The following is a 20,605-nucleotide window of genomic DNA, read 5'->3' as shown; positions in this document are numbered from 1 at the left end:
ACGGAAACCACAATGGCCAAGCGGATCGACGTCAAAGACCTGAACATCTACTACGGCAAGTTCCACGCCGTGGCCGATGTCGCCCTGACCGTGTTGCCGCGCAGCGTGACCGCCTTCATCGGTCCGTCCGGCTGCGGTAAGTCCACCGTGCTGCGTTCGCTCAACCGGATGCACGAGGTGACCCCGAACGCGCGCGTCGAGGGCGCGGTGCTGCTCGACGGCGAGGACATCTACGGCGCGCAGGTGGACCCGGTGGGCGTGCGCCGCACCATCGGCATGGTGTTCCAGCGCCCGAACCCGTTCCCCACCATGTCCATTCGCGACAATGTGGTGGCGGGCCTGAAGTTGCAGGGCGTGCGCGGCAAGAGCGAACTCGACGAGGTCGCCGAGCGTTCGCTGCGCGGGGCCAACTTGTGGAACGAGGTCAAGGACCGTCTCGACAAGCCGGGCGGCGGCCTGTCCGGCGGTCAGCAGCAGCGCCTGTGCATCGCCCGCGCCATCGCGGTCTCGCCCGACGTGCTGCTCATGGACGAGCCCTGCTCGGCCCTGGACCCCATCTCCACGCTCGCGATCGAGGACCTGATCACCGAGCTGAAGAAGGAGTTCACGATCGTCATCGTGACCCACAACATGCAGCAGGCCGCCCGCGTGAGCGACCAGACCGGCTTCTTCAACCTGGAAGCCCAGGGCAAGCCCGGCAAGCTCATCGAAATCGACGACACGGAGAAGATCTTCTCCAACCCGGGAAACAAGGCCACGGAGGACTACATCTCCGGCCGCTTCGGATAAAGAGTTTCGACGAAATGGGCCCGCGCTGTGTACGCGGGCCCATTTCGTTGGAACACCTTGACCAGCAGTCGATCTCCGCCAGGACGCCCGACGCTACCCACGTATCACGCGAGAACATGGGTAACTCACCGGGGACGGGCCAACCCAGCCACCCACGCCAACGCCTGTCGCGTCCACACCCTCCACGCACCTGACGCAGGCCAGAAACGCGGAGAGGCGGACGAACCTAGCTTTCGGCGTCAGGGTCGGCCGGCAGTTCGCCCGTCACCAAGAACACCACCCGTCGCCCGATCTCCACCGCGTGGTCGGCGAAGCGCTCGTAATAGCGGCCCAACAGCGTGACATCGACGGCCGCCGCGACGCCGTACTTCCAGTCGCGGTCCATGAGCAGGGTGAACAGGTGGCGATGCAGGTCGTCCATCGCCTCGTCCTCTTCGGTGAGTTGTGCGGCGCGCTCGGGGTCTCGCGTCTCGAGCACTTCGCGGGCCGAGGCGCCCATGGCGACCGCGATGCGCCCCATCTCGGCGAAGTAGCCGTTCACCGATTCGGGCAGCGCGTGGTTGGGGTGCCTGCGGCGGGTCACCTTGGCCACGTGCAAGGCCAGCGCGCCCATCCGGTTGACGTCTTGCACGATCTGGATCGCGCTGACCACCTGACGCAGGTCGCCCGCGACCGGCGCCTGGAGCGCCAGTAGGGCGAACGCCTTCTCCTCGGCGTCGCCGATCAGCTCGGCGATCCGGTCGTATTCGGTGATCACCTGCTCGGCCAGAGCCAGGTCGGCCTGGAGCAGCGACTGGGTGGCCCGGTCCATCGCCGAACCCGCGAGACCGGCCATTTCGCCCAGCAGGTGGGCGAGATCGGCCATTTGCTCGTTGTAGATGACACGCATGAAACCAGACATTAGTTCCCAGCACTGTCCAAGTCACCAACGGAGGGTGAATGGCTGGTGCGCGCCGGTCCACCGGGGCGGTGCCGCTGTCAGTCGCAGAGATCCTCCCCGGCGTTGACATGCTCGAGGTCGGACGGAAGGGTGACCGGCGTCGTATCGGGTGCGCTGGTGGCGGGCACATCGGTGATGGTGTCGCCGACCGGTGTCGGCGCGTTCACCACCAGGCCGGTCGCGGAGTCGGCGCCGACCACCACATCGATGATCGAGCCGAGTTCGTCGGCCACTTCGAGAGTGACTCCGGGGATGGCGCTGGCCACGGTCGCGGCCTCGGCCTCGTGCCCGCTCGCGTAGCGGATCTTCGTGGTCGCGGATGCGCCTTCGGCGTAGTTCCCGGTGGTGTAGATCTGGAAGCCCTGGTTGCTCAACCTGGTGGCCGCGACGCCGGCCAGGCCGGTGACGCCCGCGCCATTCGAAACCTGCACCGAGACGGTGCTGGGATCGACCGCGATATAGGTCGGGGGCGCGGGCGGGGCCGACGTCGTGGTGGCCGGATCGGGAGCTGCGGGCGGCTTCTCGCCCGGCAGCGGCTGATCGTCGCGGATGGCCTTGAAGATGGCCTTGATATCGGTCTCCCGAGGGATCTCGTTGCCGTAGGAGGTGGTGCCCGCGGTGGGCACGGTCAGGAACGTGACGGCACCCGCGTCGACTTTTTGCAGTGAGCGGCCCAGCGTCAGCAGATCTTGTGGGGTGACTTTGTCGACCCAGGTGTGATTGGTGAAGTCGTTGATGAACCGATTCAGACGTCCCGGATCGAACAGCACCCGACTCGACAGAGATTCGCGCAGCAGCGAGGCCAGGAAGCGCTGCTGGCGGTTGATGCGGTCGTAGTCGCTGCGCTCCTCGCCGTAGACGTGGCGGGCGCGTACGTAGTTCAGCGCGGTCTGGCCGTCGACCCGTTGCCTGCCCGTGTTGGCGATGACGGTCCCGAGCACGCTGTCCTCGATCGGCTTGTTCGCGCACACCTCGACGCCGCCGATGGTGTTCACCATCGCTTCGAAACCGGCGAAGTCGATGCCGATGAAGTGCCCGATCTGCAAGCCGGTCATCTTGCGAATCACGTCCACCAGGCACCGCGGGCCGCCCAGCGCGTAGACGGCGTTGAGCTTGTCGCCCATCGCCGACGGGTACATCTCGCCCGTGTAATCGCCTTCGTCGTTGTCCCAGCGCTCACATTTCGGGCGGGTCACATCCAGATCGCGGGGGAAGGAGACGGCCACGACGCGCTGGCGGTTCTGCGGAATGTGCACCAGCATCACGGTGTCGGCGCGCGCGCCCTCCGCGTCCGCGAGAGTGCCCGCGCCCATCTGCCCGTTGACGCCAGCCCGGGTGTCGGTGCCGACGATCAGATAGTTCTCGTCGCCGAGCTGGGCGGCGGAGTCGACGACGTCCTCGGTGCTGCCGTCCACGGCGGAGACCTGGGTGAAGCTGTTGCCGGTCGTACGCAGATAGCTCCAGCCGCCTCCCGTGATCAGCAGCGCGAGCACCGCGAACACCGCCGCGGTGGAGCGGCCCATGGCACGGAGCCTGCGGCTGCGGCGCTGTTTGGCCGCGGCCAGGCGCGAGAGCGGCTGGGTGCCGACGGGTTTGGGTGCGGCCTTACCGCTGGACGGCTTGGCCTCGACGGTTTCCGTGGTGGGCCAGCCGGTCTCGGTGGTGCGCTTCTCGGCGGGCTCGTCGTCGGGTTCGACGACCGGCGGGATGATGTCGGTGACGGCCTCGGCGGGCTCCGCATCGAGGCGGCGCGGCGCGGGGGCGGCGCCGGTGATGTCGTCGACGACGGGTGAGGCGGCGCGGCGCGGCGCGTTCTTGCGGGCCTTCTCCGCGCGGCGGGGTGCGGCCTCGGGGGCGCGGCGCGTGCGGGCGTCGTCGGGGCCGGGGGATGCCGGCGCGCGGTGAACGGACTCGGGTCCGGCTGCGTCGGGGGAGCGGTTCGCGTTCGGCGATCGGCGAGACCGGGTCGACTCGTCGGGCGCGAGTGATTCGGGCGCGCGGCGCGGGTCGATCGATTCGTGCGGGGTGCGGGCTCGCTCGTCGAGGCCTTCGGGGGCGCGGCGGGGATCTACCGATTCCGGCGCACGGTGGGCGCGGGTTCGCTTGTCCGGGCCGGGAGAGGCGGGGGCGCGGCGTGGGTCGACGGACTCGGGCGCTCGACGCGTACGGGCGTGCTCGGCCGGATCGGACGCGCGGCGGGTGCGGGCGTGCTCCGGCGGATCGGACTCGGGTGCGCGCCGCCCGCGCGGCTGTTCGTCGGCACGCCGGGTGGGTTCGGGGGCGCGGCGCTGCGGCACCGGGTCGGCCGGACGGGTCGGCGTGGCCGCGGCGCGGGGAGTGGCGTCGAGGGGACGGCTGGGCGGCGCCTCGGCGCGACGGCGCCTGCGGCCGACACGTTCGCTGTCGACCTTCTCCACCAGATCCTGGACGGTCAGCGGGGCGCCGCCGGCGTCGGCCGCGGCGTCGGCATGGCGCGAGCGCCGGCCGGTGCGCGCACCGTCGTGCTCGGTGTCCGCCGCGGGATAGCGCTCCCACGGGGCGCGACCTCCGGGCCCTGGCGCACGCCCGTGCCGATCGTCACCCACCAACGAACCTCGCTTTTCGTCTTTGCCGCCGCCTGGGCCGAGCTCGACCGGCATGACCGATTTCGCCAATGATAACGATTCCGCCACGGCGGGCCAGCCGGGAGCGGATCCGATAACGCCGCAAAGCCGTTCGCTATTCGTCGCTGTCCGTTAGCCGAATAGTAGCGAATTCGTCGGCGTCCGCGCTGTTCTGCGCCGATCGTGTTAACGGCGATTTGCCCGATCGATCGTCCGGCCCGGTGGCACTTCTCGCGATCGGTGTGCGCGATCTCGCACGATCGGCGCGTCGCGCGTGCGCCGGGCGCGCCCGCCGAGAGCGGCATCGTGGCGTGTCAGCCGCCGCTGTGCATCACGTCGGCGGCGGTGGGGACGGCCGGGTCGTCGGGGTCGTCGAGCCAGCCGTGGGGGAGGGCGACCTTGCCGGGGGAGCCCTGCCGCCCGCGCGGGCCTTCCGCGTCGCGGGGGAACGGTGCGGTGGGGTCGAGTTGGGCGATGAGGTCGCCGAGTTCGGCGACGCTCGAGACGGTGGCGAAGGCGCGGCGCAGATCGGCGCCCACCGGGAAGCCCATCAGGTACCAGGCCATGTGCTTGCGCAGATCCCGCATGGCCTTCTCCTCGCCGAGGTGTTCGGCCAGCAGCGTGCCGTGGCGGTGCAGCACCTCGCCGACGCGGCCCAGGTTCGGCGGTGTGGGCAGTGGTTCGCCGCGCAGTGCGGCCTGCAACTCCGCGAACAGCCAGGGGCGGCCCAGGCAGCCGCGCCCGACCACGACGCCGTCGCAGCCGGTCTCGGCCATCATGCGCACCGCGTCGTCGGCGGAGAAGATGTCGCCGTTGCCGAGCACCGGGATGGTGGTGACGGCTTCCTTGAGCCGGGCGATCGCGGTCCAGTCGGCCTGCCCGGAGTAGCGCTGCGCCGCGGTGCGCGCGTGCAGCGCGACCGCGCGGGCGCCCTCGGCCTCGGCGATGCGGCCGGCGTCCAGGTAGGTCAGGTTGTCGTCATCGATGCCGATGCGGAACTTCAGCGTCACCGGCACGCCCGCCGGCTCGGCCGCCCCGACCATCGCACGCACGATCCGGGCGAACAGCGCGCGCTTGTAGGGCAGCGCGGCACCGCCGCCGAGGCGGGTGACCTTGGGCACCGGGCAGCCGAGGTTCAGGTCGATGTGGTCGGCCCAACCCTCGCCGACGATGATCCGCACGGCCTCACCCAGCGTCTCCGGATCCACGCCGTAGAGCTGCATCGAGCGCGGGTGCTCGTCGGCGTCGAAGGACATCATGTGCAGTGTCTTCTCGTTGCGCTCCACCACCGCGCGGGCGGTGATCATCTCGCACACGTAGATCGAGGTGGAGCTGCCGAACTCGCGGCACAGCTTGCGGAAGGCCAGGTTGGTGATGCCAGCCATCGGCGCGAGCACCACCGGCGGGTCGACCGGGTAGGGGCCGATCCGCAGGCCGACGGGCGCTTCGGTAGTCATCGTCACGCCTTCCAGTGTGGCAAAGGGCCTGCGTCACTGCCGAGGCAACCGCCCGCGCGCGCCCCTGCGGCGGTGTCGTCGCCCACGCGGAGAAGCTGGTGTGTGCCGGCCCACCGGGCCGCGACGAGGGACCTCGCGGGGGACGAAATCGCAGGACGGCATAGTCTGGGACAGAAGGCACCGCGGCGTCACGGGCCGCCCGCCCTCGTCCTGACATCGAAAAACGACATCGGAGTACCCCCATGCCAGCCGAGGACAGCGAATCGGACGTGACCCCAGACGACAAGGACACCGTCCACCTGAAGAAGGACGATCAGGCGCCGGAGCAGGGCGATTCGACGCCCGCCGCGCCGAGCGCTCCGGCCGCTTCCGCCGCCGGGGCGACTGATGCGCCGGCGCCCGCCGCCGCTCCGGCTGCTTCGGCCGCGACGTCCCAGCCCGCCGCCGTCTCCATCCCCCTCAGCTCGCTGCTGTGGGGCGCGGCGGTCGCCGTCCTCGCGGCGCTGGTGGTGGTGTTCGGCGTGATGTGGTGGTCGGCCAAGGGCGATCTGGACGACCGCGACGCCCAGGCCGCCGACGTCGCCCGCGCCGAACAGGTCGCCACCGAGTACGCGGTGGGCGCCGCGACGGTGAACTACCAGGACATCAACGCCTGGGTCGGCAAGCTGAAGGCCAACACCACCCCGCAGCTGTCCACCAAGTTCGACGCCACCGCGCCCAAGCTGGAGCAGATCCTGATCCCGCTGAAGTGGACCTCCACCGCCGCGCCCATCTCGGCGAAGGTGATGTCGCAGGAGAACGGCGTCTACAAGGTGAACGTCTTCGTCACCGTGAACTCCACCAACGCGCAGACCCCCGAGGGCGCGCAGACCACGGTCACCTACACCGTGACCCTGGACGAGAACTCGGACTGGAAGATCACCGACGTGGGCGGCTCCGACGGCGCCCTCTCACTGAACTGACGTCGGACACGACGAGAGCGCGCCGCCCCGGGATTCGTTCCCGGGGCGGCGCGCTCTCGTCGTTTCGCGGATCAGCCCGCGGCGGCGCCAGCCAGTTCGGCCTTCTTCGCCTCGCGCGCGAGCATGCGGTCGCGCTGCTCTTCGAACTTCACGACGTCCTTGGACAGCTTCTCCAGGAAGTTGCCCAGGCGCTCGCGGACTTCCTCGCCGCGCGCGCTGAAATCGTCGCGCTCGAAGATGCGCCACTTCTTCAGCACCGGGTTGACGACCTCCTCCAGGTGCTGGCGCAGGTCGTAGATGCCGTGCTTGGCCATCAGCACGCCGTTGCGGCGGAAGTTGGGCATGCCGGCGCCCGGCATCTGGAAGTTCTCCAGGATCAGGGTGATGGCGTCGAGCGCCTGGTCGGGCACGAGGTCCAGCGCCGCGCCGCACATGTTCCGGTAGAAGATCATGTGCAGGTTCTCGTCGGCGGCCACGCGCTGGAGCATGCGGTCGGCGATCGGGTCGTCACAGACCTTGCCGGTGTTGCGGTGGCTGACGCGGGTGGCCAGCTCCTGGAAGGTGACGTAGGCGACCGAGTGCAGGAAGCCCGCGTCGGCTTCGGTGGGGGAGGCGAAGCCGTTGGTCATGTGGATCATGCGCGCCTCTTCGAGGGCGACGGGGTCCACGCCGCGGGTGACCACCAGGTAGTCGCGCATCACGATGCCGTGCCGGTTCTCCTCGGCGGTCCAGCGGCCGACCCAGGTGCCCCAGGCGCCGTCTTGGGAGAAGTTCTCGGCGATCTCGCGGTGGTAGGAGGGGAGATTGTCCTCGGTGAGCAGGTTGGTGATCATGGCCGCCTTGGCGACCTCGCTCAGGCGGGACTGTTCGGGGTCCCAGTCGATGCCGCCGAGCGCCGCGAAGTTGCGGCCCTCGTCCCACGGGACGTAGTCGTGCGGATGCCATTCCTTCGCCAGGGAGAGGTGCCGGTTGACGTTCTCTTCGGCAACCGGCTCCAACTCCGTCAGAAGCTCGAGTTGAGTCAGATCCCTTGCCATGTAATAGCCCTTCATTGAGTGCGTGCACGCTTTTGCAGGTCGGCTCCCCCGGGGTTTGACCGTGCTGATGCAGCCATACCTTACGGGACCGTAGGTGTGATGCGAAACGCATCCGGCTTACTTCAGGTGCTCTGTGTGACACTTCATACGTCTGCGCTGACGAAGGTGTGCCTGTCCTGAGTGTAGGCCCGGCACGGTCCGGTGTCCGATGTACGGAGAGGGGCCGGCCCGCAGCGAAGGGTCTATCGCTGCGGGCCGGGGGGTGTTAGCCGGGCACCGACACCCGGGGGCGTCAGCGCTTGCCGCCGAGCAGTCCGCCGAGCACGCTGCCGATCGCGCCGCCCGCGTTCTTGGCGAGGGCCTCGCCGATCGCGCCGCCGATGCCGCCGCTGTTGCCGCTGCCGCCGAGCAGTCCGCCGAGGATGTCGCCGATCCCACCGCCACCGGAGGACGGCGCGGGCGCCTGCGGGGCCGCCGCACCGCCGCCGCCCATCTGTTTGGCCAGGTAGGCGAGCACGATGGGCGCGAGGATGGGCAGCAGTTTGGCCACCAGGTCGTTGCCGCCGGTGCCTTCGGTGGCGCCGAGGGCGCTGATCACGGTGTTCTTCTCCGCGCCGAAGACGTTGTCCACGATCTTGGCGCCGTCGGCGACGTCGACCTGCTCGATGTCGACCGCGCCCGCGCCGGACACCAGCTCGCCGTCGTGCTTGCCGAGCGCGCCGACCAGCGAGGCGGCGCCCTCGGGCTGGGTGGCGTTGGCCTGCAACCCGCCGAGCAGGGTCGGCAGCGCGGCCTGCACCGCGGAGCTCGCGGTGGCCTCGTCGACGCCCAGCTTCTGGGCGATCTGTCCGATGGGAACGTTGGAGAGCAGTTCGTCGAAGGAAGTCATCAGCTCCACCTGTGTCGAATGGATGCCCCGGGTGTGCCCGTGACGCGCTCACAGTAGGGGAAACCCCGCGTGGCGTGTGGGGTTTCCCCTTTGCTGTGAGCACGCGTCGCGCCGCGAATCAGGCGGTGTCCGATGGGCCTGAACCCGGTCGGGCCCCGCGTGGTCACGCTGGGCTGCCGCCTCCGGGCCCGACCTGGATCAGGCGGGCAGGCAGGCCCCGTCGAGCGCCCGGCCCTCGCGGGTGGTGAGGCCGTCGAGGATGGTGCAGGCCGTGCCGTTGGCGATCGGCACGAACACCGAGGCCAGGCGCGTGTCGTCGACGCACTGCACCGACGCCGGGCGGAACCCGGTGACGGCGAGGCTCGTGTCGTACTGGTAGCCCGCGTCCGCGCAGGCCTGCTTCGCCGCCTGCACGTAGGCCTCGTCGACCGGGTTCGCGGCGGCCTGACCGGCGGCCACGAGGGGGAGCACGGCGGCGATGGCGGCTCCGGCGAGGATGGAGATCGTGCGGTGTGCGTTTTTCTTCATGGGCGAGATCCTATGGGTTGAACCGGGATTCGCCGAAGGTTCCGGCCGCGATACTTCGCGGGGAAGCTTTCACCTGCGGCGTCGCGGCGCGCCCGGCTCGCGGCACCGCCGGAGGCCGCGGACGCGAGGTGACAATGCGTTCGTGCCCGTCGCGGACGGTCCGCTATGCTGTCGTGCCGAGCCCCTTTAGCTCAGTTGGTAGAGCTGGTGACTTTTAATCACTAGGTCGTAGGTTCGAGTCCTACAGGGGGCACCGTCGATTGGGGCGAGCCGTGCGCGCTCGCCGTTCGTCTGGGGAGTTCCCCGGGCCGCTGTCCCGCCGATTCCGGTGTCCCGTCTGGTAGATATGGAGCATCGTGCGTTTCGCGCACCGGTTCCTCTGGGGAACGGGTGCGGGCGATCCCGGCGGCGCCGCCCGCCGATCCGGTGTGCGAGGCAAGGGGATTCGGGTGCCGGATGCGCGGGCCGGTGGTAACGGCGAGGGGCCCGGACACGATGGTGCCGGTAATTGTCACCTGTACGGCTTTGTTCAATCCGGTATAACCTGGATATCATCGAATCATGTTGTCTACCACTGGCTTTGGATCGTCAGGGGTCACCTTCGCGCGGGGCGGCGCCCCGCGCCCCGGGTGGTCACCGGCGTGGTGTCCGCACGCCGGTGCGCGGTGGTGGCCGTCGTGAACGCCGCTGCGACGCTGGCGAATTCGCGCGGCCCGCAGCCCGGGCACTCCGATTGCGCGATGTTTGCTGTCACGGATATCGGCGCGTTTCGGGCGGTCGGCTGCACGGTTTGCCGCGTGTCGGCGGCGGATTCCGGGTACGGTGACGCCTTGGTGAATTCCGGAAGAATCGCCGTTGCTGCCGGGGGTTCGGAATTGAACCTGTCGTTGTTGGGCCCGAACGTGTCGCGACCGGGATGCCCGATCGTGGCGAACAAGGAGTCTATGCCGCAGGAGGCTGAGCCGAGACGACGTAATGCCCGGATGCGCACCCCCTGCGGCGCACCCGGGCAGGAAAACTATACCAGCCGGTGTGTTTCAGGTTTTCCCTCAGTTTTCGTACCCAAAGTTTGAAATCGGGCGAAAACCCGGTTTGAAGTATTGATCAATCGCATGACTTCGCGCCAAAGGTTCGTTTCCTTCCGGGGGAGCGCCGATTGGTGGCGAGTGGCTTCGGAGGCGTTTCGAGCATGGCACGGCAACAAGAGCGGGCCCGCCGGACACGTGCGGCGATAATCAGGTCCGCCGCCGTAGAGTTCGGCAAGAGCGGTTATGCCGCGGCATCGCTCAACCGCATTCTGGAAGGATCGCGCGCCACCAAGGGCGCCATGTACTTCCACTTCGACTCCAAGGAGGACCTGGCGCGCGCCGTGCTCGACACGGCCGTCGAGCGCTATCGCTCGTCGGCGGAACGCTGGCTCGCGCGAACGGATCTGGGTCCCCTCGACATCCTGCACGGCATCGTCGACGAGATGGCGCTGCGGCTCGAACACGACATCATCGTGCAAGCCGAGTACCGGCTCATCATCGAACCCGACTTCTACCGTGACGTCCCCGCCGGCGGCGGGCGCATCCTCGGCCGCGCCACCCGCGTGCTCGCCGTGCGCGCCATCGAACACGGGCAGCTGCGCGCCGACGCCGACCCCGACCGGTTCACCCGCACGCTCGCCGCCGCCCTGGCCGGCCAGCGCTACATGATGGATCTGCTCGGCGGCGCCTCCGATCTGCGCTCTCGCTTCACCGAAGTGCTCGAGGTCATCGTCGACTCCATGGCGACCCCCGAGTGGGGCGAGAAATTCCGCCTGCACGGGTGGCGCGCGTCGGCCCGCCTCGAAGAGCTCGGACTGGGCCTGTGACCAGGCGATTTGGAAAGCTCGCCGACCCTGTCATAAGCTATGCGAGCTCCCAACGGACAGCCGTTGAAAGCCGGTCCGGGGAAACCCGGGACGAGCCCCCTTCGTCTAGCGGCCTAGGACGCCGCCCTTTCAAGGCGGTAGCGCGGGTTCGAATCCCGTAGGGGGTACGGTCTTCGGATCGTTGGAAGCACAGCAAGGCCCTGTGGCGCAGTTGGTTAGCGCGCCGCCCTGTCACGGCGGAGGTCGCGGGTTCGAGTCCCGTCAGGGTCGCAAGTAAGCGCCGGAGAAATCCGGCGCTTCGCGTATGGCATTCCGAACGGGTGCCTGCGGCCAGGTAGCTCAGTTGGTACGAGCGTCCGCCTGAAAAGCGGAAGGTCGCCGGTTCGATCCCGGCCCTGGCCACGTTCCATTCGCCGCGAGGCCCATGCCCATTCAGGGCATGGGCCTTCGCTCATTCCAAGTGTCTTGTGGGGGTGCAACCCCCACACCCCGCCCGGCGGGCTTCGCCCCCGGACCCCCTCCGTGGGTGGTTGCGTTGGGTGGGGATGTTGCGGGCCTGAGGTGGACTGCTCGGAGAGCTGCCATGACCTCTTCGTGGGGGCGCGCGAGGCAACGCCCTCAGGGTCTCGCGAGCGACGCCCACACTTCTGGCCATGGCACTGGATGCTGAGCAATGCGCCGAAGGCGTTGGCTCCCCTGTGGGGGCAACGGGTTTCGGGTTTCGGGGGTGGCGGCTGATTCGGTGCGGGGGATCGTGGCGTTCGGCGGGGGTGCGTTACGCTGGTCGGTCGCCGTATCCGCTCAGGAGTCCGTCAGGTGGATCGAGTACGGTGACTGGAAATCGACGAACGCTCGGCGCCCGCTGTGGGCTGCGGGCTCGACCAGGTGAGCAGGGAGGGCGACCCTTGAGGGTTACCGTTGTTGTGCCGACCTACAACGAGCGGGAGAATCTGCCGGTGGCGGTGGAGCGGCTGACCGCGCTGCCGGTGTCGGATCTGCACATCCTGGTGGTCGACGACAATTCGCCGGACGGCACCGGCGAGGTCGCCGACAAGCTGGCCGCCGAACTGCCCAACGTCGTCGGCGTGCTGCACCGCACCGAGAAGGACGGTCTGGGCCGCGCCTACGTGGCGGGCATCAGCCGCGCGCTCGACGAGGGTGCCGACGTGGTGATCCAGATGGACGCCGATCTCTCCCACCCCGCCGAGGTCATCCCGGCCATGCTGGACAAGCTGGACGAAGGCGACGCGGGCGTCGTCCTCGGGTCCCGCTACGTACCCGGCGGCTCCACCGCCGAGGAATGGAAGTGGTACCGCAAGGCGCTCTCGGCCTGGGCCAACTTCTACGTCAACCTCATCCTGCGCCTCGGCGTGAAGGACGCCACCGCCGGATTCAAGGCGTGGCGGGCCGACACCCTGCGCGCCATCGACGTGGCGGGCATCCGCAGCAACGGCTACTCCTTCCAGGTCGAGATGAACTACCGGACCGTGAAGAAGGGCTTCCGCATCGCGGAGGTGCCGATCCGGTTCGAGGAGCGCACCAAGGGCGCGTCCAAGATGAGCCTCAAGGTGCAGCTGGAGTCGGCGCTCATGCCGTGGAAGCTGCTGTTCGGCCGCTCGGTTCAGTAGCCCGGACGACAAACGGCCCCGCATCCATCGGATGCGGGGCCGTGTCGCATTCGCCGGGCATTCAGCGCTCCAGCAGCTTGCGGCGCATCCCCTCGGTGGCGATCACCAGGGCCGGCACCAGCACCACGTGCATGACCGACAGCGCCACCATGGACGGGGTGTCGAAGTCGGTGGTGACGGTCAGGCCGATGGTCGCCAGCGACAGCGCCGAACCGATCACGGCGGCCAGGCGCAGCGCGCCGACCCACTTGTAGGCCAGCAGGGCCGCGGCGGTCAGCCCGATCGCCATCGGCACGGCCGACAGGACGATCACGCCGCCGGGGGCGACGTCGATGGTGGTGTCACCGTCGACGGTGGTGAACGACCCACCCGCGGCTTCGCCGATCAACCAGATGACCAGGTTGACCAGCACAGCGCCCACGACCGCGCCGACGACGGCGACCTTGCGGCTCAGGGCGGGGATGCGGTCGGTGAAGGAACCGGTGGAGGCCGGGTTCGCGGTGGTGGTTGTCATGGTGTCCTCCCGATGGGATCGACGTGCTCGGTGTGGATCCCATCGTGAGACCTCAACGAATATTCAGGTCAAGGCACGAGATATCCGATGTGACTCACATCACTGGATGCTCGAATCCGGCCACTCCACCAGCGTTTCCAGGAAAAGCCGCCTGACCTGCTCCACCCGGTCGTCCAGATCGGCCGGATTCCACCCGCTCACGTCGATCGGGGCCAGCACCGCCACATCCACCGTGCCGCGCCGCGCCACCATCGAATTGCGCCAGGAGATCTCCCCCGCGTTGCGGATCACCACCGGGATCACCGGAACGCCCGCCTGCATCGCGATATGAAATGCGCCTTTCTTGAACGCCCCCACTTCCGGTGTGTAGGAGCGGGTGCCTTCGGGCGAGATCGCGATGGAAAGGCCGCCGCGCAGAGTCTCCACCACCGGCGCCAGCGCCGCTTTGGCGCGCGAGGTATCGGACCGATCGATGAATGTCACCCCGACGAAGCGCATGAGCGGGCCGAAAATCGGATTGCGGGTGAGTTCCTTTTTCCCGATGCCGGTGACGCCGCCGCCGAGCACTTTGGGCACGATGATCACGTCGAATTGACTCTGGTGGTTGAACAGGAACACCGCTGGTCGCGGTGCCCGCGCGTGCTCCGCTCCCGTGATCCGCAATCGCACGCCCAGCACCCGTAATGTCGCGCCGGTGCCGTAGGCCATCAGGGCATCGGCCATCTTGCGGCGCTGCCGCGTGTAGGACTTGGCGACCACGCCGAACAGGGCGCCACCGAGCAGCGCGGCCAAGCCCGCGACCGTGCGCACGTAGTCGAGTACCCGCGGCGCGTGACGCGGGCGGAAAGACAGTGCGGTCCAGGCGTTCTCGTCGGCGGCGGCGCCGAGCCCGCGCTCGGGGTTCACTGTGACCGGGTGGCCCACCAGCGTGAGCAGCGGGAGGTCGGCCAGGTCGGAGCCATAGGCCCAGCTGGCGCTGAGGTCCACGTCGGCAGAGTCGGCGAAGGCGCGCACGGCGTCGGCCTTCCCGTTGCGCCACAGGGTCTTTCCCTCGGGATATCCGGTGAGCACGCCGTCCTCGGTGGACATGGTGGTGCACAGCACCCGGTCGACGCCGAGTTCGGCGGCGACCGGCTCGGCCTGGAACCGCGTGAGCGCGCTGGTCAGCACCACGGTGTGCCCGGCCGCCTCGTGCGTACGGATCAGTTGCCACGCTTCGGGATACAAGTGCCCGTAGACGGTGCGGCGGAACAGCCGGGTGCCGAGTTCGTCGGCCTCGTCCTCGGGCAGTCCCGCCAGTGTGTGCGAGAGCTGTTGCAGGAAGCGGCTGTACTCGCCGTCGGTCAGCCCGTCGCGCAGTCCGGCCAGCAGCGTCGACTCCACACCGTTGCCACCGCGCAGCCGCCGGTACCAGGGGCGCCGGAAGCCGTCCAGCACGGCGTCGAGGTCGAAGAACGCCGCGATCCCGGGGCCGTGCGGTCCGGAGCGGATGGCGGCCAGCGTGGCTGCCAGATCGGCCGGTGCGGCGCGTTCCGGTTCGGCGGGTTCGGGGGCGGCGGCGTGGCTCATCACGCCTCCCGGCCCGGGATGTTGGACGGGTCGAGCGCGGCGGCCTGCGTGATGCGCGCGCCGATCGAACGCAGCCTGGCCGCGAATTCCCTCCGGCGCTCGGTGAGTTCGGACCGGTCCTTGGCCGACTCGCTCGACACCGGCGCCAGCAGCCCGTAGTTGTCGGCGAGTTTGAGTGCGCTGCCGAACAATTCGGTCGACACCGACTCCGGGCTGTGCAGCCGCTGTTGCAGCAACATCTGCTTGCCCACCGAAACACATTCGGCCAGGAACTCTTTGCGGTCGATCTCCTCGGCCGCGTCACGCGCCGCGAGCCGCTCGGCCACCACCAGTTGCGCGTCGACGAACGAGCGCAGCACACGGTGGGCCATCATGAAGCCCGAGGCGGTGAGCTTGCCGAGCACATCGGCGCCGAGGGTGTTCTTGCGGGTGCGGGTGTTCCACTCCGGATCGATGAGCAGCACTTCCCTGGTGATCTGCGCGGTGAACTCGGCCCGGTCGGGGAAGAAGAACTCGAACTTGAGCAGGTCGCGCAGCCGGAACGCCTCGTCCCAGCCGAACTGGAGCTGATCGGGTTCGCCGGCGTCCACCGCGGCCAGGATGGACAGTTCCAGGATGGCGCGGTTGACGAACCAGTGGACCGCGCTGTTGCGGTAGAACGCGGCCTCGAGGTGCGCGCCGCTCTCGATGGAGTACACCGGCTCGAGCCCGCCCCGGTACACGGTCACCACCTTGGCCACCGAGAGCTGTTCCAGCACCACGGCCAGGTTCTGTTCGTCGCGCAGGGCGTCGATCTCGCCGCTGGGCAGTCCGCGTTCGGCGATGTAGCCGAGCACCGGCGCGAGCAGGGCCCGCACCTCGCCGAGGGTGAGCGCGCGCTCGTGCACACCGAGCAGCGCCAGCGTGACGAGCGCGTTGACCGTGATCGGGGTGACCGCGTTGATGCCCACGGCGACCTCGAAGGCCAACCGCTGCACGGCTTTGCGCTCGAGCTCGGCGATCTCGGCGTCCTCCTCGGCGACCGAGTCGCGCCCGGAGTCGATGCTGTGCAACGGAATCGACACCCGGGGTGCGGCGAGCGGATCACCGTGCGCGGCGAGCCGGTCGCGCGCCGAGAGCGGCTCGCCGAAGCGCACGTAGACGTGACCGGCCGAATGTTGCTGATTGCGAATGTATCTGGCCAGCCAGGTCAGGCCCTCGGGCTTCTTGGTGCCGCCGACCTGTTCGGTGGCGATCGCGCCGAGTTCGTTGAGCCGTTCGTAGGTGATGGAGACGGGCACCAGCATCACGTCGTCGACGCGGTCGGCGCGCACCGCCGAGGCCAGGTAGTTGAGCAGGCCGTAGCGGGGCGGGCGCAACTTGCCCGTGCGGGTGCGGCCGCCCTCGAAGTACCACTCCAGATTGAATCGTTTGGCCAGCAGGTAGGCGAAGTACTCCTCGACCACCGCCTTGTACACCTCGTCGTCGCCGAAGCTGCGGCGGATGAAGACGGTGCCGGTGCGCCGGGCGATCGGGCCCATCGGCCAGAACCGCAGGTTCGCGCCGCCGATCACGTGGTTGGGCGGGAAGTCGTTGCGCGCCAGCACGTCTCCGAGCACGAACGCGTCGACGTAGGAGCGGTGCGAGGGCAGGAAGACCAGCGGGTAGCGACGGTTGAGGGCGCGCAGCGCGACCAGGCCGGACTCGTCGGTGTCCACCTTCCACGTCGAGGCGTGCACCGGCCGCATGGCCTGGGTGAACAGGTCCGACACCAGCCTGCTCTGCGCGGCGACGAGTTCGCCGAGGCATTTCTCCGCGCGGCGGTAGACCTCCTGCGGGTCCTCGCCGATGCTGTCGGCGATGTACTCGAGGCGGCGCAGGAAATCGGGCGAGTCGAGAATCTCCTCGGTGACCAGCCGCGGCACCTTGTACCGGTCACCGATGACGGTGCGCTCGGCGCGTTCCAGCGCCACCACCGCGGCGCGCACCACCGCGCGGGCCAGCGGTTCGGTGGTGCCCGCGGCGTGCAGGGCCGCGGCCTCCGGGTTATTGGCCCGCAGTTCGCTGAGCAGGGCGGGTTGACCGATGATCACCGCGTGCCGGTCGGGATGGCGGCGCACCAGCCGCCGCTGCGCCAGCCGGTGCGGTTTGCGGGGGTTGGTGAGCATGGCCAGATCGGCGAACGTCAATCGTCGCACGCCATCTCGTTCCGGCGGCAGCCAGAGCACCCGCACGGGCACCACCAGCGGATCGTCGCGGCGGCCCGCCAGCCGTTCGGCGACGGCGCGCGGGTCCAGGTCCAGCTGGGTGACGGGCGCGCCCACGCCCGTCTCGCGGGCGATCCCGCCCGCGCCGAGCCAGGACCCGATGAGATCGCGCTCGACCCCGGAGGCGGCGTCGACCAGCGCAACCACCGAGCGCGGTTCGGTGGCGGACCTCGTCGTCGTCGACGGGTCGCCGCGGTGTTCGATCATCGATGCTCTTCCCTCCGCAGTGACGCTCCTCCCATTCAAGCCTGCCGCGGGCCGGTGCGCAGGCACTCCGCGCGGCGAGTTGGAATCGGGGCGTGACGGGGGCGGGAAGGGCGGGCAAGATGGTTCGCCTGTGGCAGCGCGCACAGCGTGGCAACACTCAGGTAATGCTAACCTTACCTCTCGAAGTGGGTTCAGCATTACTTGGAGGATCGTTGTCGACCACGGGCGAACGCGTGCGCGTTGAGTATGTGACCGATCCGGCGGCAGCGATGTCCCGGCTGGCGGCAGCGGACAGGTTCGGCGAGTACGTCATGTACGAGCGCCCGGGGGAGTGCATCTTCGCGGCCGATCCGATCGGCGGAATCGAGTTGACGGCGCGCGAACTGCGCGTCACCTGGGACGGGGAGACCACGGTGCGCCCGTGGTCCGGTTCGCCCGCGCAGGCGCTGGATCAGGCGCTGGCCCTGCTCCAGACCGAGGGCCGCCGGGCCTACGGGTGGATCGGGTTCGAATTCTGCGCGTGGTCGCTGGACGCCACCGCGTATCTGGATGAGCGGACCGTCGTGGCGCGGCTGATGATCCCGCGCGTGGAGGTCCGGGTGGACGAGTCCGGCATTCGCGTCGCGGGCGCTTCGCCTACCGAGACCGGCGACATCCACGATCTGATCGCCTCGTCGCAGGACGCCGAACTGCCGAGCGCGCAACCCGCCGACATCCGCGTGGACGCCACCGGCTATCACGGCCGGGTCGCCGCGGCGATCGAGGAGATCCGGGCGGGCCGCTATCAGAAGGTCATCCTGTCCAGGAAGGTTGAGCTGCCGTTCACTGTCGACGTGCCGGCCACCTACCGCCTCGGCCGGGCCCACAACACCCCGGCGCGTTCGTTCCTGCTGCGCCTCGGCGGGCTCGAGGCGGCGGGTTTCAGTCCCGAGCTGGTGGCCTCCGTGGACGACGATCGCGTGGTCACCACCGAGCCGCTGGCCGGCACCCGCGCCTTCGGCCGCGGACTGGAGGCCGATATGGCCGCCCGCGCCGATCTGCTCAGCGATCCGAAGGAGATCGTGGAACACGCGCTCTCCGTGCAGACTTCGTTCGGCGAGATCAGCGCCGTGGCCGATCCGGGCACGCCGGTGGTGTCGGACTTCATGGCGGTGCGCGAGCGCGGCAGCGTGCAGCACCTGGCCTCCACGGTGCGCGGCAGGCTGGCCGCCGACCGCTCCAGCTGGGACGCGCTCGAGGTGCTGTTCCCCTCCGTGACAGCTTCGGGCATCCCCAAGCGCGAAGGCGTGGACTCGGTGTTCCGCAACGACGGCAGCCCACGCGGACTGTATTCCGGTGCGGTGGTGGCGATCTCACCGACGGGTGCGCTGGAGGCCACGCTCGTCTTGCGCGCGGTCTACCAGACCGCCGAGGGTGCGTGGCTGCGCGCGGGCGCGGGGATCGTCGCGCAGTCGACGCCCGAGCGGGAGTTCGAGGAGACCTGCGAAAAGCTCGGCAGCATCGCGCCTTACGTGGTCAAGGCGTAGGGGCGCTGTTCAACGGACAAGGGCCGCACCGGATCTGAACCGCTGCCCGGAACCGAGTTCTCGGTCCGGGCAGCAGGCCGATCGGTGTGCGGCCCTTCGCGTTTCACTCGGCGGCGCGCAGCGCCTTCTTGTCGATCTTGCCGACCGCGGTGATCGGCAGCTTGTCGGCCTGGCGCAGCACGTCGGGCAGCTTGTAGGTGGCCAGGCCGCGCTCGGTGAGGAAGGTCTTGATCTCGGCCAGTGAGGGCATCTCGCCGTCGACGACCAGGACGGCGCAGACCTTTTCGCCGAGTGCGGCGTCGGGCAGGCCGACGGCGGCGGCGTGGCGGACCGCGGGATGGGCGAGCAGGTGCTCCTCGAGTTCGTCGCAGGAGATGTTCTCGCCGCCGCGGTTGATCACGTCCTTGATGCGGCCGGAGACGATCAGATGGCCCGAGGGCAGGCGGCGCACCAGATCGCCGCTGCGGTAGTACCCGTCGGGGGTGAAGGCGCGGGCGTTGTGCTCCGGCGCGCGGTAGTAACCGCGAATCGTGTACGGGCCCTTCGTGATCAGCTCGCCCTCCGCGCCGGGTGCCACGTCGTTGCCCTCGCCGTCGACCACGCGCACCTCGTCGGACTCCGAGAGCGGGCGGCCCTGCGTGGTGTGCAGGAGTTCGGCGTCGTCGTCGAGGCGGGTGAAGTTGAGCAGGCCCTCGGCCATGCCGAACACCTGCTGCAGGGTGGCGCCCAGGGCGGGGGTGACCTCCTTGGCGTTCACCTCGGCCAGCTTCGCGCCGCCCACCTGGAGCAGGCGCAGCGAGGAGAGATCGGCCTCCTCCCAGTCGGTGGCCGCGCACCACAGCTGCGCCAGCGGCGGCACCACGGCCGTGACGGTGACGCGGTGGCGTTCGATCGTGGCGAAGGCGTTCTCCGGGCTGGGGTCGGCGGCGAACGTCACCGCGCCGCCCACGCTCACCGTGCCCAGGATGCCGGGGCAGGCCAGCGGGAAGTTGTGCGCGGCGGGCAATGTGGCCAGGTAGACGTCGTCGGCGGTGAGCGCGCACACCTCGGCGCTGGCGGTCGCGTTGTAGACGTAGTCGTCGTGGGTGCGCGCGATCAACTTCGGCAGGCCGGTGGTGCCGCCGGAGACCAGCATCAGCGCGATATCGGAGGCGTCGATCTCGGGCAGCGAATCACCCTCGCGCGGCACGGTTTGCAGGTCGGTGAACGGGCCGGGATCGCCCAGCACCAGCACGTGGCGCAGGCTCGGCACGGCCGGTCGCACGGCGGTGGCCAGCTCGCGGTAGTCGAAATCGCCCTGCCGGTCGGCGACGATGTAGGCCACGGCCTCCGACAGCGCCGCCAGGTGCTCGATCTCGGCCCTGCGGTGCGCGGGCAGGGTGAGCACCGGGATGATGCCCGCGCGCAACAGGCCGAACAGCACCGTGAGGAATTCGGGCACGTTCGGCAACTGCACCACCACGCGGTCGCCGGGCGCGATGCCGAGGGCCAGCAGGCCGTGCGCCATCCGATCGGCTTCGGCGTCCACCTGGGCGTAAGTGCGGGCGCCCTCGTGGGTGAGCAGCGCGGTGCGCTCCGGCGTGCGCCGCGCCGTCTCGCGCAGCAGATCACCCAGCGGACGCCCGGTCCAGTAGCCCGCGGCGCGATAGCTCGCGGCCGCGTCCTCGGGGAAGGGCACGAAGCCTTCACGATGATTGCTGGCAGTGCTCACGATATGCCTCACAGGTACTGACGGCGGGGGGCTAGTTAGGTAACCCTATCTCAGGATGTGAGGGTATCTCCGGGCGGACTCGTTCCACCGGGCTTCGGCGCATCCGCAGCGAGCGACGGGAGGGGTGGGGCGCGCTAGACTCGC

At 69.3% G+C, this 20,605-nt stretch carries 16 protein-coding genes and 4 tRNA genes; 10 read left to right on the top strand and 10 right to left on the bottom strand.

The features are described from left to right. Positions 1 to 12: 12 nt before the first annotated feature. Positions 13 to 789 (top strand): phosphate ABC transporter ATP-binding protein PstB, encoded by a 777-nt coding sequence (gene pstB, locus OHB21_RS04425; protein WP_067504783.1) that lies wholly within the window; start codon positions 13 to 15, stop codon positions 787 to 789. Between the two features lie 226 nt (positions 790 to 1,015). On the opposite strand, the gene phoU is transcribed toward pstB, so the two are convergent. The 3 genes from phoU to dusB form a co-directional block, all read right to left on the bottom strand. Further along, positions 1,016 to 1,678, bottom strand: a complete 663-nt coding sequence (gene phoU / locus OHB21_RS04420; protein WP_067504789.1) for a phosphate signaling complex protein PhoU — start codon at positions 1,676 to 1,678, stop codon at positions 1,016 to 1,018. Positions 1,679 to 1,767: 89 nt separating this feature from the next. Continuing rightward, a complete protein-coding gene (locus OHB21_RS04415) occupies positions 1,768 to 4,314 on the bottom strand; it encodes an LCP family protein (RefSeq protein WP_233444461.1) in 2,547 nt (848 codons plus the stop codon). A gap of 332 nt (positions 4,315 to 4,646) precedes the next feature. Beyond that, positions 4,647 to 5,789 (bottom strand): tRNA dihydrouridine synthase DusB, encoded by a 1,143-nt coding sequence (gene dusB / locus OHB21_RS04410; RefSeq protein WP_113975296.1) that lies wholly within the window; start codon positions 5,787 to 5,789, stop codon positions 4,647 to 4,649. A gap of 242 nt (positions 5,790 to 6,031) precedes the next feature. On the opposite strand from dusB, the gene OHB21_RS04405 reads away from it, so the two are divergent. Then, positions 6,032 to 6,751, top strand: coding sequence for a hypothetical protein (locus OHB21_RS04405; protein WP_228790240.1), 720 nt, complete (start codon positions 6,032 to 6,034; stop codon positions 6,749 to 6,751). A gap of 71 nt (positions 6,752 to 6,822) precedes the next feature. Here OHB21_RS04405 and OHB21_RS04400 read toward each other — a convergent pair whose 3' ends face one another. The 3 genes from OHB21_RS04400 to OHB21_RS04390 all read right to left on the bottom strand — a co-directional run bounded on the left by OHB21_RS04400 (position 6,823) and on the right by OHB21_RS04390 (position 9,205). Continuing rightward, positions 6,823 to 7,788, bottom strand: coding sequence for an acyl-ACP desaturase (locus OHB21_RS04400; protein WP_067513074.1), 966 nt, complete (start codon positions 7,786 to 7,788; stop codon positions 6,823 to 6,825). A 292-nt stretch (positions 7,789 to 8,080) separates the two neighbouring features. Then, the gene (locus OHB21_RS04395; RefSeq protein WP_067513076.1) at positions 8,081 to 8,677 is read right to left on the bottom strand and encodes a DUF937 domain-containing protein; all 597 of its coding nucleotides are present in this window, start codon (positions 8,675 to 8,677) and stop codon (positions 8,081 to 8,083) included. 198 nt (positions 8,678 to 8,875) lie between these two features. Further along, complete coding sequence (locus OHB21_RS04390; RefSeq protein WP_067513001.1) at positions 8,876 to 9,205, bottom strand: hypothetical protein; 330 nt, start codon at positions 9,203 to 9,205, stop codon at positions 8,876 to 8,878. Between the two features lie 180 nt (positions 9,206 to 9,385). Between OHB21_RS04390 and OHB21_RS04385 the strand changes: the two genes are divergently transcribed. From OHB21_RS04385 to OHB21_RS04355, 7 genes are all read left to right on the top strand, one after another. Further along, positions 9,386 to 9,458 (top strand) — tRNA-Lys (locus OHB21_RS04385). Between the two features lie 424 nt (positions 9,459 to 9,882). Beyond that, a complete protein-coding gene (locus OHB21_RS04380) occupies positions 9,883 to 10,278 on the top strand; it encodes a hypothetical protein (protein WP_147265925.1) in 396 nt (131 codons plus the stop codon). A 116-nt stretch (positions 10,279 to 10,394) separates the two neighbouring features. Further along, positions 10,395 to 11,060 carry a TetR family transcriptional regulator gene (locus OHB21_RS04375; protein ID WP_067513005.1) on the top strand — a complete coding sequence of 222 codons (666 nt, stop codon included), beginning with the start codon at positions 10,395 to 10,397 and terminating at the stop codon, positions 11,058 to 11,060. A 94-nt stretch (positions 11,061 to 11,154) separates the two neighbouring features. Further along, a tRNA-Glu gene (locus tag OHB21_RS04370) sits at positions 11,155 to 11,227 on the top strand. A 29-nt stretch (positions 11,228 to 11,256) separates the two neighbouring features. Continuing rightward, a tRNA-Asp gene (locus OHB21_RS04365) sits at positions 11,257 to 11,330 on the top strand. Between the two features lie 58 nt (positions 11,331 to 11,388). Next, positions 11,389 to 11,462, top strand: a tRNA-Phe gene (locus OHB21_RS04360). Positions 11,463 to 11,965: 503 nt separating this feature from the next. Beyond that, a complete protein-coding gene (locus tag OHB21_RS04355; RefSeq protein ID WP_228790244.1) occupies positions 11,966 to 12,688 on the top strand; it encodes a polyprenol monophosphomannose synthase in 723 nt (240 codons plus the stop codon). Between the two features lie 61 nt (positions 12,689 to 12,749). Here OHB21_RS04355 and OHB21_RS04350 read toward each other — a convergent pair whose 3' ends face one another. The 3 genes from OHB21_RS04350 to OHB21_RS04340 form a co-directional block, all read right to left on the bottom strand. Next, on the bottom strand, positions 12,750 to 13,202 hold the full coding sequence (locus OHB21_RS04350) for a DUF6069 family protein (RefSeq protein WP_067513008.1): 453 nt from the start codon (positions 13,200 to 13,202) through the stop codon (positions 12,750 to 12,752). Between the two features lie 99 nt (positions 13,203 to 13,301). Continuing rightward, complete coding sequence (locus OHB21_RS04345) at positions 13,302 to 14,771, bottom strand: HAD-IB family hydrolase (protein ID WP_084538061.1); 1,470 nt, start codon at positions 14,769 to 14,771, stop codon at positions 13,302 to 13,304. After that, positions 14,771 to 17,224, bottom strand: a complete 2,454-nt coding sequence (locus OHB21_RS04340; RefSeq protein ID WP_084538062.1) for a glycerol-3-phosphate 1-O-acyltransferase — start codon at positions 17,222 to 17,224, stop codon at positions 14,771 to 14,773. Before OHB21_RS04340 ends, OHB21_RS04345 begins: the two co-directional genes overlap by 1 nt. Positions 17,225 to 17,436: 212 nt before the next feature. Here OHB21_RS04340 and OHB21_RS04335 point away from each other — a divergent pair, with 212 nt between their 5' ends. Continuing rightward, entirely contained in the window at positions 17,437 to 18,750 is a 1,314-nt protein-coding gene (locus tag OHB21_RS04335; RefSeq protein ID WP_195125313.1) for a salicylate synthase, read from the top strand. Positions 18,751 to 18,853: 103 nt separating this feature from the next. Here the strand turns inward: OHB21_RS04335 and OHB21_RS04330 are convergent, their stop codons facing one another. Then, complete coding sequence (locus OHB21_RS04330) at positions 18,854 to 20,461, bottom strand: (2,3-dihydroxybenzoyl)adenylate synthase (protein ID WP_407675155.1); 1,608 nt, start codon at positions 20,459 to 20,461, stop codon at positions 18,854 to 18,856. Positions 20,462 to 20,605 lie beyond the last annotated feature (144 nt).

Source organism: Nocardia puris (assembly GCF_036051655.1).
GTDB lineage: Bacteria > Actinomycetota > Actinomycetes > Mycobacteriales > Mycobacteriaceae > Nocardia > Nocardia puris.
Note: the sequence above shows the minus strand (reverse complement) of the source record. Positions and strands in the feature narration are given on the sequence as shown.

Excerpts from the sequence above, each read along its gene's own strand:
- pstB (WP_067504783.1), top strand. The coding sequence starts at position 13 with ATGGCCAAGCGGATCGACGTCAAAGACCTGAACATCTACTACGGCAAG.
- phoU (WP_067504789.1), bottom strand. The coding sequence starts at position 1,678 with ATGCGTGTCATCTACAACGAGCAAATGGCCGATCTCGCCCACCTGCTG.
- dusB (WP_113975296.1), bottom strand. The coding sequence starts at position 5,789 with ATGACTACCGAAGCGCCCGTCGGCCTGCGGATCGGCCCCTACCCGGTC.
- OHB21_RS04405 (WP_228790240.1), top strand. The coding sequence starts at position 6,032 with ATGCCAGCCGAGGACAGCGAATCGGACGTGACCCCAGACGACAAGGAC.
- OHB21_RS04400 (WP_067513074.1), bottom strand. The coding sequence starts at position 7,788 with ATGGCAAGGGATCTGACTCAACTCGAGCTTCTGACGGAGTTGGAGCCG.
- OHB21_RS04395 (WP_067513076.1), bottom strand. The coding sequence starts at position 8,677 with ATGACTTCCTTCGACGAACTGCTCTCCAACGTTCCCATCGGACAGATC.
- OHB21_RS04390 (WP_067513001.1), bottom strand. The coding sequence starts at position 9,205 with ATGAAGAAAAACGCACACCGCACGATCTCCATCCTCGCCGGAGCCGCC.
- OHB21_RS04375 (WP_067513005.1), top strand. The coding sequence starts at position 10,395 with ATGGCACGGCAACAAGAGCGGGCCCGCCGGACACGTGCGGCGATAATC.
- OHB21_RS04350 (WP_067513008.1), bottom strand. The coding sequence starts at position 13,202 with ATGACAACCACCACCGCGAACCCGGCCTCCACCGGTTCCTTCACCGAC.
- OHB21_RS04345 (WP_084538061.1), bottom strand. The coding sequence starts at position 14,771 with ATGAGCCACGCCGCCGCCCCCGAACCCGCCGAACCGGAACGCGCCGCA.
- OHB21_RS04340 (WP_084538062.1), bottom strand. The coding sequence starts at position 17,224 with ATGATCGAACACCGCGGCGACCCGTCGACGACGACGAGGTCCGCCACC.